Genomic DNA, 16,733 nt, shown 5'->3' on the forward strand with positions numbered 1-16,733 from the left:
TGCATTTGATTATGCATTTTTTTGCTCCAAATTATTTAAGTATTCGATAGCTTCATCAAACGTATCCACAGGGATTATTTCCATGTCAGTCCCAATCTTTTCCCCTGTTTCAAGAGCCTCGTTGTAATTTGATGCTTGATCCCCCTTTTCATTTGGCGCAAAGAAAATGTCAATTCCTTCTTTATCAGCAGCAACAATTTTCTGTGATATCCCACCAATTGGACCAACTATCCCTTCAGCATTTATCGTACCGGTACCAGCAATTTGATAACCTTTTGTTAAGTCACCTTCAGTTAACTGATTGTAAATTTCAAGTGACATCATGAGTCCTGCTGATGGACCTCCTATTTCCTCCGTCTGAAGCTCAATTTTAGGTTCTACATCCATTTGCCGATCTGTCACCAAGGATATTCCCAACCCTATTTTATCTGGTTGATTTGGGAATGCTGACAATGTTATTTTGGCTTCGTCCCGTTTTCCATCTCGCTCAAAAGTTATAATTACTTCTTCTCCCTCTTTCTTTTTCGCTACATATTCAATAAATTCTTCAGCAGTTTGAAATTCTAATGAATCTACTTTATAAATTCGGTCTCCCACCTCTAACTTTGATGCTGCAGGCATATTTTTTATTACCCCATCTACATATATACCTTGGAATGTATATTTTACTTTTTTATTTGCTTTTTCATACGCAACAGATATAGCGGCTTCTTGAGACACTTCCATCATATGTAATTGTCTATTCATGTAATCTTTATCTGACTCATCTTCCCTCTTTATATCTTCTAAAGGGTGAATATAATAAAATTCGTTTACCTTTGCCCAAACGTATGTTAAAGGGTTCGCACGACCAAACCGAACTGTTGTTAAGGAAAAGCTGCCTTTTTCATCATCAAAACCATTTTCTACCTTGATTATTGGTTCAAGCTCAGATGCCATACCAGGTTGGGTAATGTAAAAAGGAAGTTTTATGAAAGACATAATTAGCAAAATAATTGCTAATACCAAACCTGAACGCAAAATTGTTCTACTCTTCATCAGAGTGATTCTCCTTCCACTTCTCAATTAAATCCTTTATTTTAGGAATATGCCGTATAGCTTCCAATTCTCCTATCTCAATGATTTCCTTAATGTTAGTAAATGCTCGTGAGCTGTACTGTTCAACATGTGGTCTAATCATTACATCAGAAGCAATTTCTCTATGATGTACTAATTCATCCTGCATAATATCCAGACTTTGGAGAATGACATCAAAAATTGAGGTGATATCTTCATTTTTTTTCACATGTGATACATCAACTGCTATCACAATATCAGCACCCATAGATTTCACAACCGACACAGGCACCCTGTCTACTACTCCACCATCCACCAATAGTTTACCATCAATTTTCTCAGGAACAAAGATCCCAGGAATAGCAATACTAGCACGAACTGCTTCTGCAACAGGTCCACTATTAAATATAACCTTTTTCCCATCATATAAATCTGTTGCCACAACGGCAACAGGTATATCTAATTCCTCAAATTTTTTTGGTGAGTAAATATTCGAATAAGTTCTTTCACTCTGTTTCCAGAAATAAAGCCCATCTTTGGAACAGTGTAATCCAGATAATATCTTCGCTTAAATGCTAGAGCAAATTGATATAATCTTTCCAAACTAATTCCAGCAGCATAGAAACTTCCGACTAATGCTCCCATACTACTTCCCGCAATAAGGTTAATGGGTATACCTTCTTCTTTTAAAACCTTTAATACACCTAAGTGTGCGAAGCCTCTTGCTCCACCTGACCCAAGCGCTAGTCCAATTTTAGGATCTCGTTCCAAGGAGAATCCCCCCTTATTTTGTCTATGTTTATCAAGAAATGATTGTACATTCAACCTGAACGTTTTGTTAGGACTATATTATTCAAGCATGATCAAACTAATGTATAAACTTGTGTAACATTCTGTGGTCTAAAATCTACACCTATTCACGTATATTGAATTAATGAGAACTGTACAAGTACTTGAACTTTTATTTATAAGGACTTGTTGCTTAAAAGATACTAGGGGGCGTCATATTTTGAGTTTTTCATCAAAACTAAAGACAATGTTCATCGCCATTTTTATTAGTGGCTTAACGATTGCGATTATACTCAATCCTAAGGAATCACTCGATGCTTCTCTAAGAGGCTTAACCATATGGTGGGAAGTTGTCTTTCCATCATTACTTCCCTTCTTTATAGTATCAGAACTTCTTATCGGATTTGGGGTTGTAAGATTTATCGGAGTTTTATTGGAACCATTAATGAGACCTGTGTTCCGGGTTCCAGGGGTTGGCGGATTTGTATGGGCAATGGGAATGGCCTCCGGTAATCCTGCCGGTGCCAAGCTTACCGCAAGAATGAGACAAGAAAAACAACTTACAAAAATTCAAGCCGAGCGATTAGTTTCGTTTACTAGCTCCTCAAATCCTTTGTTTATCTTTGGTGCTGTAGCAGTAGGCTTCTTTGATAAACCGTCCCTTGGGATTTTATTAGCAGCTGCACACTATCTAGGAAATCTTTGTGTCGGCCTTACGATGAGGTTTTACGGTAAATCTGATGATACAATTAAAAACGGTAAGAAGAAGCTTTTCCCCTCTCCTTTACAAGCATTTAAGGAGCTTCATTCAACAAGAATTAACGAATCCCGACCTCTAGGAAAAATGCTTGGAGATGCTGTTATTTCCTCCATACAAACCTTATTAATGATTGGTGGGTTTATTATCCTTTTTTCAGTATTTAATAAAATCTTAGCCATCATTCATGTAACACAGCTTATCGGTGTTGTTTTTTCTGGCGCCTTATCACTTTTTCATATTGCTTCAGATCTTAGTGTTCCTTTAATTACTGGCATTTTTGAAATTACGCTAGGTAATCAACTTGTAAGTGAGACAAACGCTAGTTTGCTTGAAAAAGTTATGATTGCAAGTTTTATCTTAGCCTTTGGAGGATTATCTATTCAAGCCCAAGTTGCAAGCATTTTAGCTGATACTGATATTCGGTTTAAACCCTTTTTTATGGCAAGAATTTTGCAAGGTATTTATTCTTCTATAATCGCTTTTCTTCTTTTTAGACCAATATATCTCAATCTGGAATCATTTAACACTAGCGAATTACCCGTTATGTTAATGAAACATGGACCAAGCTTGGCTAAAGATTATTGGGAATTGATAGTACAAAGTGGTCCGCTTATAACAATTATTTCGTTACTTTTCTATATTTTTCTATATGGTAAAAGAAATGTCTTTACGAAAACGAGTTAATTGTACAGCAAAAGGTGAGGGGGGCCTCACCTTTTATATGTTTGAAAATTTATTATTCAGCGCCATTTCCACAACCTCAGGGACTAATTCTGAAATATTCCCTTTGTATTTAGCTACTTCCTTTACAATACTTGAGCTTAAAAATGAGTATTGATTATTTGTCATCATAAAAAAAGTTTCAATATTTTCATCTAGTACACGGTTCATAGACGTAATTTGCATTTCGTATTCAAAGTCTGATACTGCTCGTAAACCACGTAAAATTGCTTGTGCCTTTTTTTCACGAACATAGTCTATTAACAAACCTTTGTAAGATTCGACAATAACATTAGGGATTTCTTTTGTTACCTCTCGAATAAGATCACACCGCTCTTCAACAGTAAAAAGAGGTTGCTTTGACGAATTATTTAGCACACAAACATATACTTGATCAAAAACCTTTGCTCCCCTTTTTATAATGTCAAGATGTCCGAGGGTAATTGGGTCAAAACTCCCAGGACATACAGTAATACTACTCATTACTATTCCTCCCCTTTTTATATTGATAGATTGAAATGGAACTCATTCCATATGTTTCATGCTTTACTTGTAAAAAATGCCCAATCTCATGATCCAGCTGAACATCTGAACCATGTTCAGTAATAATGAAGCCATTTTCATTCATGACATTATTATCACTCAACTTTTCAATAAGCGCTTTCAACTTTTGTTGCTTATACGGTGGGTCTAAAAAAATCAAATGAAATTGAAGACTTCTTTTAATGATAGCCTTAATTGCTCTTTCCGCATCATTTCGATAAACTTCGAAACTGTCTGCTTCTATCTGACATATTTCTAAATTTTTATGTATAGTTTGAATTGCCTTTGTCTCTCGATCGACAAAAACACATTTCTCAATTCCTCTACTAAGTGCTTCAATGCCTAAGCCACCACTTCCAGCAAAAAGGTCTAGGGCAATGCCTCCATCAAAATAGGGGCCAACCATATTAAAAATAGCTTCTTTCACTTTATCGGTTGTTGGTCTCGTGGTCACACCTGGTACAGCTTTCAGCTGGCGACCTTTAAAATTTCCTGATACAACTCTCATCTGTTTCACCACTACTTCTAAATTTTTACTTTTTCATATATGTAATATGCTTCAAAAAACTTGATTTCCCCGCTTCCTATTGCGCAGATATGTTTCCTTATACAATCAATCGTTCTACCGATCGTATAATGTGGATTGAATTTAATTAAACTACAGATCCACTTTTCAAGTTTCACTTTATCCTACCACAGCCATTCTATACGATACAATCATTTCCTTTCTAGACGTACTTAGTCATTAAGACTATATATACCTTTGTATCTATATAAAGAATTTTTTTGAAATTATTATGTATACAGATAGATGAAATGGTGATAATGAGTAGTAACAACATCGATTCGTTGATGTTGTTGCCAACCGCGGAGAAGACTTACGTTTCCCCATAAGTCTTTCCTCCGGTTTCTCCTCTCCCTTTGCCTTCAGCCTTTAGGAAAAGGTATTGAAGGACCCTGCAGGATTTATCTGTAGGGTTTTTTTCTGTTGAGCGATTTAAAATCTTAACAGATATAAATATTAGAAAAGGTACATAAAGAGTCCTACCCTCTTAACTTTTTAGTTGGTTCATGCTATAGTGATATTCGGTAAAATGTACGGATAAAAAACCTTTAGGGGGATAAATATGATTCAACGATTCATTGAACTTGGGGAAGGATATTCGGATATTTATGAATTAATAGAAACTTCCAAGGCTAATCAACATAGAGTAACACAGTTAATAGCATTACATACGAAACGTAACACAAAAGAAGTTACTTCACTTGTTGTTATAATGAAGCCAACAGATCCCGGAAATTTCCAAGCTATTTATATATGTCGTGAAGGAATTTCTAATCCAAATTTTATTACAAACAAACGTTATGAGTTATTTAAAGAGCTTTCAGAATTATTAGATAAACAAATTATTGAAATTGAAGTAAAACCTTCATCTATGTTTAACGAAATAGACTTATATTACCAATATTTAATTGGTATTCTCCGTCTAAATCACTTATTACCACCATTACAGTGAACACTATCATAAAAAAGCTATAAAGAAAAAAGAATGTTTGAAGGTAATAACCCTCAAGCATTCTTTTTTGTTTTATAGCCCTATCTTATAATCGTATTCTTTCGCTTTATCAACCTTCGATTCAAATTCGAGCTTCAGAAATGGTTTATATGAAGGTTCAACATGTTTAACAAACGAGTACGATGACAGCCTTTGAGTCGTTTGCTCCACGACATCCATATTGCAATAAAGCACAACATATTTTAATCGCTTTGAAACATAGTGTACATTACCAAACTTCCTAAGCATTTTTAATTGCTTTAATGTATGAAGCCAAACCACAATACCTTGACGCTTTTCAAACATACTCATTCTCCCTTAATATCTAAACAGAATGTATAAAAAAATCTAATCATTAAAAGTCTAGCAAAAATTTCAACTTCAAACAATATTTTGATAAAAATTAATTAGAAAAGCACGACTTACCGCCAAAAATTGGCGGTAATCGATGCCTTTTCTTATACATTAAGCCTTAAGTAAATAATACGAGTAGACTCGTTTTATGAAACTTTACAGCCGCAGCTTCCTCCTGTACCACAGCCTCCACCACAGCTCGATTCGAAAAATGGATTCCCGGTAGGAACTTTTATATGAACAGAAACAGCTTGACCTATTTGAACACTAATTTCATCTAGCAGGGACTGAACTTCGTTTTCCGCTTTTTTAAAATTTGCGACATGATCATTTAAATCCACGGTTCTCTTAACATCCCGCAACTCTTTTGTAATTTTCCGATAATCAGGATGATATTTACCGAAGCGTTGAACATCTTCATATAAATCCTTAATTTTCGTAAATTCACTAATTAGTCGCTGTGCTTCTGTATCATTTTTTAATATATGATAACAACGGCGATACTCTTTTACAATTTCTGATTGAAGTACCCAGTTCGCAAGTTGTTCTGCTTGATCTATTATCTTTGTGCTTTCAAGTGTAGCAAACATAGAGTTTAAGCACCTCCGTTATTCATTTTAACACGAATAACAGAAAATGAAAAATAATAGCGTCATTACATTATCAGTCTTATTTAATGTTAACGTTCCATGATTTTTTCAATTGATAATCAGACGAATCATTATGAACAACCTCTATCATAAGATGATGATTCCCCTTCTCTAATCCCTTTATAATAAAGGCAGCTGTGGAGATTTCATCGACTCTTTTACCGTCAACATACACTTGTATATGGCCTTCTCCATTCACATTCATCCCACCTTTTTCCTTAAAAGTAAAGGATGGGATATAACATTCCACATAAATATTTCGACCTCGTACATGGTGATTAACAACTATGTCTATAGGCTGTTTGAGACTAGAAACTTCAATTGCAGATTCTGATGCTTCCACAATATCAAGCGGCACAACGCTCATGCTTCCTTCCGGTCTGGGCTTATCCTCAACACACCCTGATAAAATACATAATAAACATACAAAAATTAAAACAAAACGATTCATATTCATGAGCCTCCTTTATTTTTATTGTTTACAGAGACTTAGAAAAACATGAATCGTTTTAGAGAACTTATTGTGGATAACAATACTCAACCAAGTTTTTAATCTTGCTGTTTCATAGATTGAAACATCGCGATCATCATGGATGCCATCTGGACTGAGTTAGAAAATTGTTGAACTTTGTGTGGAATTGTTTTTTGATAATAATTCATCAAATTTAGCTCCATTGAATCAAGATCGCTGGGATTTCTGGAAAGTTTTCGATACCAATACGGTTGTTCTCTTATAAATCTTACACGTTCTTCATTTGCCCGAATGTATTCTTGAACATCCTTTCTCATCGCTTCCCCCTACCTTATCAATACTTGCTTTTTTAATCCTTTCTAAATGAAAAAGGATGTTGACTTGAGGCAGAAGAGTTCTGGCCGGATCCTTTAGAACCAAATTGATCAAACAATCCTTGTAATGTCGATATCGTACTACTCATGTTGGTTAGATGATGATTAACAGTATTCATATCCATTTTCTTTACCGCAGTGAATAATTGATTCATGAAATCTGCTTTACTTGTTTCATCTTTTTCTTTTGTTTCATTAGATTGTTCGTCTTTATATTGTTGCCATATCATATCGTTTTCTCCAAGTAGATACCAATCTTCAAATACTTCTTGCCAGTCTTTATTCCCTTTTCGAACTTCTTGAATAAGTTTTGGATGCTTTTTCACAAAATCTTTAAACTGTTGAACGGATGGATGTTTTTTTTCGATGTCATTTCCTCACCTCATTGATACATTTGCCTATAATATCTTATTTTCAAATCAGCAAAACTGTTCGCCCAATATTATTAAGTATTAATAAAATAATGAAGAATTGAAAATCAAATGAAATATTTGGTAAAATAACACTAACCAAAAGGAGAGGGTAAAAAGATGAAAAAAGAGAAACTGTTGCAATTAGCTAAAGAAGTAATTGATCAAGCAAATGAAGAAGATCAATATGTTATTGAACTTTTATTAAAAGGATTAAAAAAGAAACAACATCATGAACAAGGATCCTACATAGGTGCTCTCCTTCACGCCACATCTGAGTATAAAGATGAGCAATTTTACATAAACATACCCAATACACCTATTATACAAAACTCATTAAATATTGTTCATGGAGGGATTACAGCTACTCTGCTTGACTCCGCAATGGGCGGACTCGTACATCATATTCTTCCACCTGATAAGGCGGCAGTTACGACCGAAATAAAAATAAACTATGTTGCACCAGGTGTTGGAAAAGAGTTATCTTGCACCTCACGTGTGATTCACAAAGGAAATAAAACAGTTGTCACAGAAGGACAGGTATTCCGAGAAGATGGAACTTTAATTGCTCATAGTACCGCTAGCTTCTTTATAATAAACAGGCAATAGTCGTGTGCTTATTAAAAAGATAAGGTGTCAAACCATTCCCTTTAATGGGTTTTGGTTTGACACCTCCTTAAAATGCTTACTTAATTTGAATTCCAGGTTGTTATAAAATTTTGTGTGTAGTATAAACCATCTACACCGACCCCTAAATGAGTAAAATCTTCATTCAATAATGTATCACGATGACCCTTGCTATTTAACCACCCTTCACTAGCTGCAATACCATCAACATACTGCGCAGCAATGTTTTCTCCAGCCATTTGATATTTTATCTCTTGCTTTGACAATCTATTGACAAGACTTCCCTCAGTAGGTGATTCGTGTGCAAAATAATTATTTTCTTTCATGTCCCTGCTGTGCAAAAATGCAACTTCTGAAGTAGCTTGATCCCATTTTACTCTTTCTAAACCATGTCTTTTACGAAGCATATTCGTAATAGATAGAATTTGTTGTTCCGCACCATCTTCTATTCTCTTCCATTTTTCATCCGGTATTTCTTGAGGCTTAATTAACTCACCACGATAAGTCACTTCATAAGATCTCTGTTTTATAAAAGTTTCAGCGTCTAACAATCGAATACTTGATAATATACCATCAAACTTATCAATGTATAATTGAACATAGATATCTCCGATCTTTATTGTCGGTCTGGTATTCATATCCTCTTCTGAAAATTCAAATCGATAGGAATTTCCTTCAAACTCTAATGACAGACTAGATGAAACAGGTTGAATTTTAAACACTTCCTGTACAGATTGTCCAATTTGAAAAGGTTTCACATTTACCTCGCTTCCAATTGCATAAACTGTAACAACTCTTTGATTTAATATTCCTATTTGGATATATTCGTTTTCAGATATATTGTAAATCCACCAATCATAATCATAGGCAGAAGGATCAATCCTATCAGGTTCACCAAGAAGTGCTGTAATTTCCTCCGAAGATTTTTCCATTAAAGACAAAACACCTTCATTTGGTACAGTTTCCTTACCCCCATCCGAATGCTCTTCTTCCGAGTTTGTTAATTCTTCATTTGAAATTTGCACATTTTCTTCTTCATGTTGTTCATTCGGAGTATATTGGCCGTAATATATAAATAGAGTATAACTAATAAAAATAATAACAAAAATGATAATAGTCCTACTAATAACACGCAGTTTGCCCACCTCCCTAAAATTACCTTCTGTTTTTCTATCATTATATGTGACCTTAAAATAGATATTCTGGTTATACATTCCAACATCATGATCATCAATAAGCTAAACTAATCTCTTTCTTTCATTATTACCACGACAATTAAATCTAAAACATGAACAAAAGTCTTCCGAATGTTCCCTTACTTCCTAATCTTTTTACTTTTATTGTACCAAAATTATGAGTGAATGGTGATTAAAAAGCATTGTTATAAACCATAATTAAAGTGAGATTCATTAATAACTTTCTATAAATATGCAATTTTTAGGCCTACTCTGTTTTTCTATGTTCTTTTAGTTCTCCACTTCTACAACTGTAAGTAATGGTCTGGTAAGGTCAACTAACTATTATTGGGAGGAAAACATTTCCCAATAATAGAAGTTTCACTTTAACTTTTACATGTATTTAAGCTATAATAAATTACGTGAAAAGGCTTTAGGAGGGAATTTAGATGAGAATGGAAGATACAGGTATAGAGGGTATTAAGATAGACTTATCACGATTAGATGAACTTATGGATAATATTGGTTTAGTTCGTGCGGGGCAATGGGACTATGAGCGAGTTACATATGATCGTAAGATTGAAACAAAAGGGGATGTTTTTTACCTCCGTGTTCAGGCATATGCTGTTGAAGGAGATATCGGCGGAAGACATGCTGTTGTAAAATTAATGACACCGCTATTAGGCAAACATTATTATCCACACGGTGTTGAATATGGAGAAGGGGAAGAATTTCCTGCAGCAGTAGTCAACACAAGTAAAAACTTACTTTCACAAGTAGCAGAAGAACTGAAAAAAGTTCAATCTTAATATTTACAATTACTAAATATTATAAAATAAAAAAGCAAAGGACTAGTCCCTGCTTTTTTATTTTTGTGACTTTACATTGTTTATTTCTTGTTTTATTGTTATCACTTTTTTGTGTTTAAAGAAAATTAAATACATTGCATTAGAAAGGGGTTCACTTTTGACCAGCATCTTAAACAGAAAAAAACTAATATTTATACTATCGGTTATTATTATTGGCGCTATATCCCTCCTTATTTTGCCAATATCAATTCCACTTATTGTTGCTTTTATAACAGCCCTTTTCCTAGAACCAGCAATAAGATTGCTTCAAAACAGAGGAAAGATAAAACGACAACTTTCTGTTGTAATTGTCTTTTTATTCTTTGTGATATTAATAGGTATGATTGGTTATGTATTAACAACTAAAGTAGTTGGTGAGGTCGTTCAAATAGCAGAAAATACACCTACATATATCAATGAAATCACAAAAGTTTGGGAAAATATTGAGGACGACATTGCCAATAAAACACAAGATCTCCCTCCATTTTTCGTGGAAGAAATCAGTAACCAAGTAACAAGTTTTCTTCAAAAGACTAGAACAGAATTAACTAGTTATGTCAATATAGAAAATGCCAAAGCAGTAATTACAAATATTCCTACCTATCTTGTTAATTTAATTGTCTACTTAATTGCTCTTTTCCTGTTTATGATAGAACTTCCAAGATTGAAAACTAAAGCATATTCATACTTAACGGAAAAGACTGCAGAAAAAGTCTCATTTATGATATCAAGATTGGCTTATGTGGTGGTAGGATTTATTAAAGCTCAATTCTTAGTTAGTATAATCATATTTGTCACTTCTTTAATTGGGTTATTATTGATTACACCTGAAATTGCATTAATTATGTCTCTAATTATATGGATAATTGATGTTATACCTTTAATTGGCTCGATTATCATTATGGGACCTTGGACATTATATCATCTTATTACAGGTGATGTTGCACTTGCAGCAAAGCTAGGTATGCTAGCCGTAATATTACTAGTGATAAGAAGAACTATCGAGCCAAAAGTAATGGGCACCCATATCGGACTTTCTCCTTTAGCCACACTTATCTCTATGTACCTGGGAATGAGGCTATTCGGTGTATTAGGATTTTTTATTGGTCCTATGATAATAATTATTTATAATTCCGCAAGAGAAGCAGGATTAATCAAAATAAATTTTAAAATATAGTAAATTGAAGTGAAAGAAAGAGAAACACATTCTCTTTCTTATTCCTCCTCTTTTTGAATTTCCCAAGTAAAGAATTGGCCATCTTTTTTTGTACAGATTAAACCTAATTTATCAAATAGTTGGATTGATTCCTTGTCCTGTACTTCACATTCCATTACAACCTTTTTCACACCCATCTGATAAGTTAACCAGTCAATAAATGCATCAATTGCCTCATATGCTATTGATCCATCTGTTGTAGCTTCTTCAATATGATAAGTTAATCTTACATTTTGTTCTTGAAGTGGTTTTCCTTGCAAAACAATATCTCCAATTATTTTTTTCTCTTCATATAATATAATCATCCATACACCACAGTCTAAATCCTTATCGTCCTTTTCTAAACTTTCGATATAGTATGGCAAGAAACCACGCACATAAGCTGACGGCCAGCTAGCGGGAATTTCTATGGGAGAACGTTTATCAAGTTCCTTTCGATGGAAAACTAATGATTTGGCAATATCAAGTGAACAGGGTATAATCATTAACCGATTTGTTAAGATTTCAATCAATCCATCCTCTCCCCTCTTTGTATTTTCAGCATACTTGGGAGTAACTATATAACCCATACATATTCATCATTCAATATACAAATGAGGAATTTCACCTTTAGGTAAACTAAATAAATTCAGAAAAGAAAAAATCCTAAAGAATACCTTTTAGAGGGCAAAAAAAATGGTTTAGAATATTTTATTCTAAACCACCTTGAAAATATGTTTAAAATCCTAATATTGCTTTAATAACTGATGTTGTTTCTCCACCGTGATAAAAAACATATAAAAGTAAATACACAGCAACACCTGTTATGGCAGTGAAAAACCATACAATACTCGTTATTGGACCAAGCTTACGATGCTTCTGGTAATTTTTTTGTAACCTGTAATTAAAGATATAATACCTAATACAGCACCGACAGTCGCTAATGTAATATGAAAAACAAGAAAAACTGTATAGTAGATTTTGATTTCATCAGGACCCCCAAATGCTGTGTTACCAATAAAAATGGTTCTTGAGGCATAGATAATAAAGAAAACTATTGCAGCAATTGCAGCTCCAAACATGACTCTCATATGTGCCTCAATATTACGCTGCTTTATTAAATACCATCCAATTGCAACTAATATTGCACTAAGAACGATAAACGAAGTACTTATAGTAGGTAAAATAGGTAAAGATGTATTCATACATGAAATCCTTTCTTTTTAGTACAGCTTTTAATAGCTATATCATATGTAAAGACTGGCGAACATTTAGTCAGCCTCTTAACATCAATTTATTTAATCGGATCAGGTGAAAAATTCTTATTTAAATCAATCTCATCTTTTTCTCTTTCTTTACGAGCCCACTGGAAGAAGATATATGCAAGAATGGATCCATATACAATTTCCTGGATAATTTTCATAAGGACACCACCCAGTTGTTGATCTTCAACAATCGGTAATGTGGTAAACATTTCCGGACCTGTTAAATTCAAACCTGACAGCATATCAGCGGGTACACATAACTGCAATGCATTCAACCATGCTTGTGGTTCGGAATAAGTTAAATAAAGAGGGTCACTTGCAAAAATAATGAGAGCACAAGCGGGTGTTAATAACACACCGTCAGCGAAAATATAGCCAACTTTTTTTATCCCTGATAGTGACTTCCAATCTGGTAATGTAGTAAGTAGTGGCCACCACATACACAATGCTCCAAAAAATATAAGCGTTGTCATGACTGAATGGTAAATAGGATCAGTTTTTACAAAGTCAAATACTAATGGAACATGATAAAGAGAAAATATTCCATTAAAGAAGATAAGTGCTACAATTGGATTAGTAAATAGTTTTATAACAGGCTTTACAACTGGTCGGTACAATATGGATTTCCATAACCAATCAGGGATTCCTAAAATAAGTAATGGTGGTACAACCAAATATAAAACAGCCATCTGTGTCATATGTGCACTAAACATAATATGTCCCAAAAGATCAACGGGACTACCTTTACTAATATAAAGAAAAAGTATTGCTACAACAAACAGCAACTGTTGCTTGAGAGGAACAGTTGAGCTATCTTTAAATTTTGTTTTCCAAGGCCCTATAATCATAAAATAAAGCGCAGTGATCAATAAGATCACAACAATAAAATATGGACTCCATAAAGCACGAAATCCAAATATATCAAAGCTCATTAAATTCAGCTCCTTAAGCTAGTCCTTCAAAGTTATTATACACTTCCATATATTTTGTAGCAATGAACGTTCTATGACAAATCTCAGTCTTAATAAATGTATTAAAAAGAGCAATTGGCATCCGTTTGCCAATTGCTCTTTTAAAATAATTACCACCAAATTATAGTAACAAACGCTAGTACTGTTAAGGCAGCTACTCCTACTCCTGAGAATAAGAACAGTGCAGGAGTCTCATGACCTTTGTGACTCATATGCATGAAATAATAAAGTTGAAATATTACCTGTATCACAGCAAGAGTAATGATGAACGGAACCTTAAACCATTCCCCAATTCCATCATAACCAACAGCGATAAAAGCAACGATTGTTAAGAAGATCATCATACCAAAAGTAACCACTTGGTGTTTCATATCTTCTGCATTTTTCTTACGTCTATAGGCTAAGTCTACTTTTGGGTTTGCTGAATTGTGATTATTTGCCATCAGTTTATCCCACCATTCCCATTAAGTATACAACTGTAAAGATAAACACCCATACTACGTCGATAAAGTGCCAATATAAACTTGCTACGTAATATTTAGGTGCATTGTATAAGCTTAGTCCACGTTTTGCGTTTCGTACAATTAGTGTAGTGATCCAAAGTAGTCCGAATGCAACGTGAAGTCCATGTGTACCAACTAATGTATAGAAAGACGAACCAAGTGCACTGTCAGTAATTGTAAAGTGAAACTCATGAACATAGTGATTGAACTCATAAATCTCCAATATTAGGAAGGCTAATCCTAAAAGTACAGTTATGATCAACCACAATTGCATTTTTCCAAAATTAAAGTTTTTCATGTGATACATTGCGTAAACACTTGTTAAACTTGATGTTAAAAGTAGCATAGTTGCTGCAAACACAAGTGGTATCTCAAAAAGCTCTTGTGTTGTTGCTCCTCCTGCGTTTGATTCCCTTAAAGCTAAGAAAGTTGCAAAAAGAGTTGCAAACAACACAGTTTCTCCACCTAGAAATAACCAAAAGCCAATAAATTTATTTTTTCCTTCGAGGGTAGCTTTTTCAGGCGCAGCCGGATAGTTTTCAGCTGTTAATTTCTCTTCAACAGATGCCATTATGCTTCCCCCTTTATCTTCATTAAGTAAATCTTCTTTATGGATGTGATACCCATGATCATCAATGACAGAACGTAAGAACATACATCCAAACGTAATTAGGAAACCTACAATAATTGCAGGAAGTCCCCATCCGTAATCTTCACGGTACATTAATCCAAAGGATACGATGAATAAACCAAATGACATAATAAACGGTAAGATTGAACCATTAGGCATATGAATGTCACCAAGTGGTTCTGCCGGTGTCATTTCTTTATTCCCCTCCATCTTTTCAATCCATAATGGATCTAATCCACGGACAAGTGGAGTTTGTTTAAAGTTATATTCAGGTGGCGGTGAAGAAATTGCCCACTCTAGAGTTCGGCCGTCTCCCCAAGGATCTCTTCCAACCTTTTTACCTTTGACAGCTGTAATTACAATGTTAATTAGTAATAGAATTGTTGCTGCCGCCATTAAGAAAGCACCTATTGTACTTATAAAGTTCCCCATATCTAAACCTTGACCTGGCAGGAAAGTAAATACACGACGAGGCATACCCATTAGTCCAAGGAAGTGTTGAATAAAGAATGTTAAATGGAAACCTGTAAAGAATAGCACAAAGATGACCATATTTAACTTTTCATTTAACATCTTACCAAACATTGTTGGCCACCAGTATATAGCACCAGCGAATAATGAGAATACTACCCCACCTACAATTACATAGTGGAAGTGAGCTACTACGAAGTAACTATCGTGATATTGATAGTCTGCTGCAGCTGCTGCAAGCATAACCCCTGTAACCCCACCCATTACAAATGTAGGTATAAATGCTACTGACCATACCATAGGAGATGTAAATCGAATTGATCCACCCCAAATAGTGAATAACCAGTTGAAAATTTTTATACCTGTAGGAACGGCTATAGCCATAGTAGCCACTGCAAAAATAGCGTTAGCAATTGGTCCTAATCCAGTTGTAAACATGTGGTGAGCCCAAACCATGAATCCTAGGAATCCAATTAATACAGTTGCAAATACCATGGATGAATATCCAAACAAGCGTTTTCTAGCAAATACCGGAAGAATATCTGAAAAGATACCGAATGCAGGTAAAACTAAGATATATACTTCAGGGTGTCCGAAAATCCAGAAGATATGTTCGAATATTACTGTATTACCGCCTAATGCAGGATCAAAAAATGCTGTACCAAATAATCGATCAAACATTAAGAATGCTAATCCTACTGTTAATGCAGGGAAAGCAAATAAAATAAGTGCAGATGCAACAAATGTAGTCCATGTAAATAATGGCATACGCATATATGTCATTCCAGGTGCTCGCATATTGATAATTGTAACAAGGAAGTTAATCCCTGCAATCAATGTACCCAAACCTGAAACCTGTAGACCTAACAGGTAAAAATCAACACCATGCCCAGGTGAATCTAATGCCAGTGAAGCATAAGAAGTCCAACCTGCATCAGGAGCACCATCTAAAAACCAACTTAAGTTTAAGAAAACCCCTCCGAAGAAGAATAACCAAAAACCTAAAGAGTTTAAGAATGGAAACGCAACATCACGAGCTCCAATTTGTAATGGTACAACCGCATTCATTAATGCGAATAGTAAAGGCATTGCAGCTAGAAATATCATTGTAGTTCCGTGCATTGTTAATATCTCGTTATATAAACCTGCACTAACAAAATCATTATTCGGAACAGCTAGCTGAATGCGGATCAGCATTGCTTCTAATCCACCAACAAGGAAGAAGAAGCCACCGGATATCAGGTAAAGGATGGCGATTTTCTTGTGGTCTACCGTTGTTAAGTAGTCCCAAATTGTCGCACCGACCCCTTTTTTCTGAGTTAACGTGCTCACAGTGTTACCTCCCTTTTCATTTTGCTCAATA

18 protein-coding genes and 3 pseudogenes are annotated in these 16,733 nt (G+C 34.6%); 5 read left to right on the plus strand and 16 right to left on the minus strand.

The features are described from left to right. Positions 1-9: 9 nt before the first annotated feature. Together AC0L8O_RS13285 and AC0L8O_RS13290 are read right to left on the minus strand one after the other, a co-directional pair. Positions 10-1,038 carry a SepM family pheromone-processing serine protease gene (locus AC0L8O_RS13285; protein WP_473442911.1) on the minus strand — a complete coding sequence of 343 codons (1,029 nt, stop codon included), beginning with the start codon at positions 1,036-1,038 and terminating at the stop codon, positions 10-12. After that, a pseudogene (locus AC0L8O_RS13290) lies at positions 1,028-1,827 on the minus strand (patatin-like phospholipase family protein). Before AC0L8O_RS13290 ends, AC0L8O_RS13285 begins: the two are co-directional and overlap by 11 nt. 265 nt (positions 1,828-2,092) lie before the next feature. Here AC0L8O_RS13290 and ylbJ point away from each other — a divergent pair. Beyond that, entirely contained in the window at positions 2,093-3,289 is a 1,197-nt protein-coding gene (ylbJ, locus tag AC0L8O_RS13295) for a sporulation integral membrane protein YlbJ (protein ID WP_473448880.1), read from the plus strand. Between the two features lie 33 nt (positions 3,290-3,322). Here ylbJ and coaD read toward each other — a convergent pair whose 3' ends face one another. Together coaD and rsmD are read right to left on the minus strand one after the other, a co-directional pair. Next, positions 3,323-3,808: a pantetheine-phosphate adenylyltransferase gene (gene coaD, locus AC0L8O_RS13300; RefSeq protein ID WP_026560485.1), complete on the minus strand. Its 486-nt coding sequence runs from the start codon at positions 3,806-3,808 to the stop codon at positions 3,323-3,325. Then, positions 3,801-4,376 carry a 16S rRNA (guanine(966)-N(2))-methyltransferase RsmD gene (rsmD, locus tag AC0L8O_RS13305; RefSeq protein ID WP_473442913.1) on the minus strand — a complete coding sequence of 192 codons (576 nt, stop codon included), beginning with the start codon at positions 4,374-4,376 and terminating at the stop codon, positions 3,801-3,803. The genes coaD and rsmD overlap by 8 nt, the downstream gene beginning before the upstream one ends. Before the next feature lie 619 nt (positions 4,377-4,995). Between rsmD and AC0L8O_RS13310 the strand changes: the two genes are divergently transcribed. Beyond that, on the plus strand, positions 4,996-5,385 hold the full coding sequence (locus AC0L8O_RS13310) for a DUF7147 family protein (protein ID WP_473442915.1): 390 nt from the start codon (positions 4,996-4,998) through the stop codon (positions 5,383-5,385). Between the two features lie 72 nt (positions 5,386-5,457). Here AC0L8O_RS13310 and AC0L8O_RS13315 read toward each other — a convergent pair whose 3' ends face one another. The 5 genes from AC0L8O_RS13315 to ylbD form a co-directional block, all read right to left on the minus strand. Beyond that, positions 5,458-5,730, minus strand: coding sequence for a YlbG family protein (locus AC0L8O_RS13315; protein ID WP_026560488.1), 273 nt, complete (start codon positions 5,728-5,730; stop codon positions 5,458-5,460). A 194-nt stretch (positions 5,731-5,924) separates the two neighbouring features. After that, positions 5,925-6,368, minus strand: a complete 444-nt coding sequence (locus AC0L8O_RS13320) for a YlbF/YmcA family competence regulator (RefSeq protein WP_473442917.1) — start codon at positions 6,366-6,368, stop codon at positions 5,925-5,927. A gap of 79 nt (positions 6,369-6,447) precedes the next feature. Next, positions 6,448-6,879 carry a hypothetical protein gene (locus AC0L8O_RS13325; RefSeq protein ID WP_473442919.1) on the minus strand — a complete coding sequence of 144 codons (432 nt, stop codon included), beginning with the start codon at positions 6,877-6,879 and terminating at the stop codon, positions 6,448-6,450. A 98-nt stretch (positions 6,880-6,977) separates the two neighbouring features. Continuing rightward, complete coding sequence (locus tag AC0L8O_RS13330; RefSeq protein WP_026560490.1) at positions 6,978-7,217, minus strand: YlbE-like family protein; 240 nt, start codon at positions 7,215-7,217, stop codon at positions 6,978-6,980. A gap of 32 nt (positions 7,218-7,249) precedes the next feature. Further along, positions 7,250-7,600 (minus strand): spore coat protein YlbD, encoded by a 351-nt coding sequence (ylbD, locus tag AC0L8O_RS13335; RefSeq protein WP_473442921.1) that lies wholly within the window; start codon positions 7,598-7,600, stop codon positions 7,250-7,252. A 204-nt stretch (positions 7,601-7,804) separates the two neighbouring features. On the opposite strand from ylbD, the gene AC0L8O_RS13340 reads away from it, so the two are divergent. Further along, on the plus strand, positions 7,805-8,293 hold the full coding sequence (locus AC0L8O_RS13340) for a PaaI family thioesterase (protein WP_473442923.1): 489 nt from the start codon (positions 7,805-7,807) through the stop codon (positions 8,291-8,293). Between the two features lie 80 nt (positions 8,294-8,373). Here the strand turns inward: AC0L8O_RS13340 and AC0L8O_RS13345 are convergent, their stop codons facing one another. Further along, positions 8,374-9,447: a CAP domain-containing protein gene (locus AC0L8O_RS13345; RefSeq protein ID WP_026560493.1), complete on the minus strand. Its 1,074-nt coding sequence runs from the start codon at positions 9,445-9,447 to the stop codon at positions 8,374-8,376. Positions 9,448-9,935: 488 nt separating this feature from the next. Between AC0L8O_RS13345 and AC0L8O_RS13350 the strand changes: the two genes are divergently transcribed. Beyond that, positions 9,936-10,295 (plus strand): YugN family protein, encoded by a 360-nt coding sequence (locus tag AC0L8O_RS13350; protein WP_473442925.1) that lies wholly within the window; start codon positions 9,936-9,938, stop codon positions 10,293-10,295. A 157-nt stretch (positions 10,296-10,452) separates the two neighbouring features. Then, a complete protein-coding gene (ytvI, locus tag AC0L8O_RS13355) occupies positions 10,453-11,511 on the plus strand; it encodes a sporulation integral membrane protein YtvI (protein ID WP_473442927.1) in 1,059 nt (352 codons plus the stop codon). A gap of 38 nt (positions 11,512-11,549) precedes the next feature. Here ytvI and AC0L8O_RS13360 read toward each other — a convergent pair whose 3' ends face one another. The 6 genes and pseudogenes from AC0L8O_RS13360 to ctaD all read right to left on the minus strand — a co-directional run. Then, positions 11,550-12,062, minus strand: coding sequence for a GNAT family N-acetyltransferase (locus AC0L8O_RS13360; protein WP_473442929.1), 513 nt, complete (start codon positions 12,060-12,062; stop codon positions 11,550-11,552). 205 nt (positions 12,063-12,267) lie between these two features. After that, positions 12,268-12,734 (minus strand): annotated as a pseudogene (locus AC0L8O_RS13365) (DUF420 domain-containing protein). An 89-nt stretch (positions 12,735-12,823) separates the two neighbouring features. Next, positions 12,824-13,726, minus strand: a complete 903-nt coding sequence (ctaG, locus tag AC0L8O_RS13370; protein WP_473442931.1) for a cytochrome c oxidase assembly factor CtaG — start codon at positions 13,724-13,726, stop codon at positions 12,824-12,826. 149 nt (positions 13,727-13,875) lie between these two features. Next, a complete protein-coding gene (ctaF, locus tag AC0L8O_RS13375; RefSeq protein WP_473442933.1) occupies positions 13,876-14,208 on the minus strand; it encodes a cytochrome c oxidase subunit IVB in 333 nt (110 codons plus the stop codon). Between the two features lie 4 nt (positions 14,209-14,212). Continuing rightward, positions 14,213-14,839, minus strand: coding sequence for a cytochrome c oxidase subunit III (gene ctaE / locus AC0L8O_RS13380; protein ID WP_034332400.1), 627 nt, complete (start codon positions 14,837-14,839; stop codon positions 14,213-14,215). 9 nt (positions 14,840-14,848) lie between these two features. Next, positions 14,849-16,702 (minus strand): annotated as a pseudogene (ctaD, locus tag AC0L8O_RS13385) (cytochrome c oxidase subunit I); the annotation flags it as partial. Positions 16,703-16,733 lie beyond the last annotated feature (31 nt).

This window comes from Metabacillus sp. KJ11-3 (genome assembly GCF_055808295.1).

Bases quoted from the DNA above. Each gene is read 5' to 3' on its own strand.
- AC0L8O_RS13310 (WP_473442915.1), top strand. From the start codon at position 4,996: ATGATTCAACGATTCATTGAACTTGGGGAAGGATATTCGGATATTTAT.
- AC0L8O_RS13330 (WP_026560490.1), bottom strand. From the start codon at position 7,217: ATGAGAAAGGATGTTCAAGAATACATTCGGGCAAATGAAGAACGTGTA.
- AC0L8O_RS13320 (WP_473442917.1), bottom strand. From the start codon at position 6,368: ATGTTTGCTACACTTGAAAGCACAAAGATAATAGATCAAGCAGAACAA.
- ctaG (WP_473442931.1), bottom strand. From the start codon at position 13,726: ATGAGCTTTGATATATTTGGATTTCGTGCTTTATGGAGTCCATATTTT.
- AC0L8O_RS13285 (WP_473442911.1), bottom strand. From the start codon at position 1,038: ATGAAGAGTAGAACAATTTTGCGTTCAGGTTTGGTATTAGCAATTATT.
- coaD (WP_026560485.1), bottom strand. From the start codon at position 3,808: ATGAGTAGTATTACTGTATGTCCTGGGAGTTTTGACCCAATTACCCTC.
- AC0L8O_RS13350 (WP_473442925.1), top strand. From the start codon at position 9,936: ATGAGAATGGAAGATACAGGTATAGAGGGTATTAAGATAGACTTATCA.
- AC0L8O_RS13340 (WP_473442923.1), top strand. From the start codon at position 7,805: ATGAAAAAAGAGAAACTGTTGCAATTAGCTAAAGAAGTAATTGATCAA.
- AC0L8O_RS13315 (WP_026560488.1), bottom strand. From the start codon at position 5,730: ATGTTTGAAAAGCGTCAAGGTATTGTGGTTTGGCTTCATACATTAAAG.
- AC0L8O_RS13325 (WP_473442919.1), bottom strand. From the start codon at position 6,879: ATGAATCGTTTTGTTTTAATTTTTGTATGTTTATTATGTATTTTATCA.
- ctaE (WP_034332400.1), bottom strand. From the start codon at position 14,839: ATGGCATCTGTTGAAGAGAAATTAACAGCTGAAAACTATCCGGCTGCG.
- rsmD (WP_473442913.1), bottom strand. From the start codon at position 4,376: ATGAGAGTTGTATCAGGAAATTTTAAAGGTCGCCAGCTGAAAGCTGTA.
- ctaF (WP_473442933.1), bottom strand. From the start codon at position 14,208: ATGGCAAATAATCACAATTCAGCAAACCCAAAAGTAGACTTAGCCTAT.
- ylbJ (WP_473448880.1), top strand. From the start codon at position 2,093: ATGTTCATCGCCATTTTTATTAGTGGCTTAACGATTGCGATTATACTC.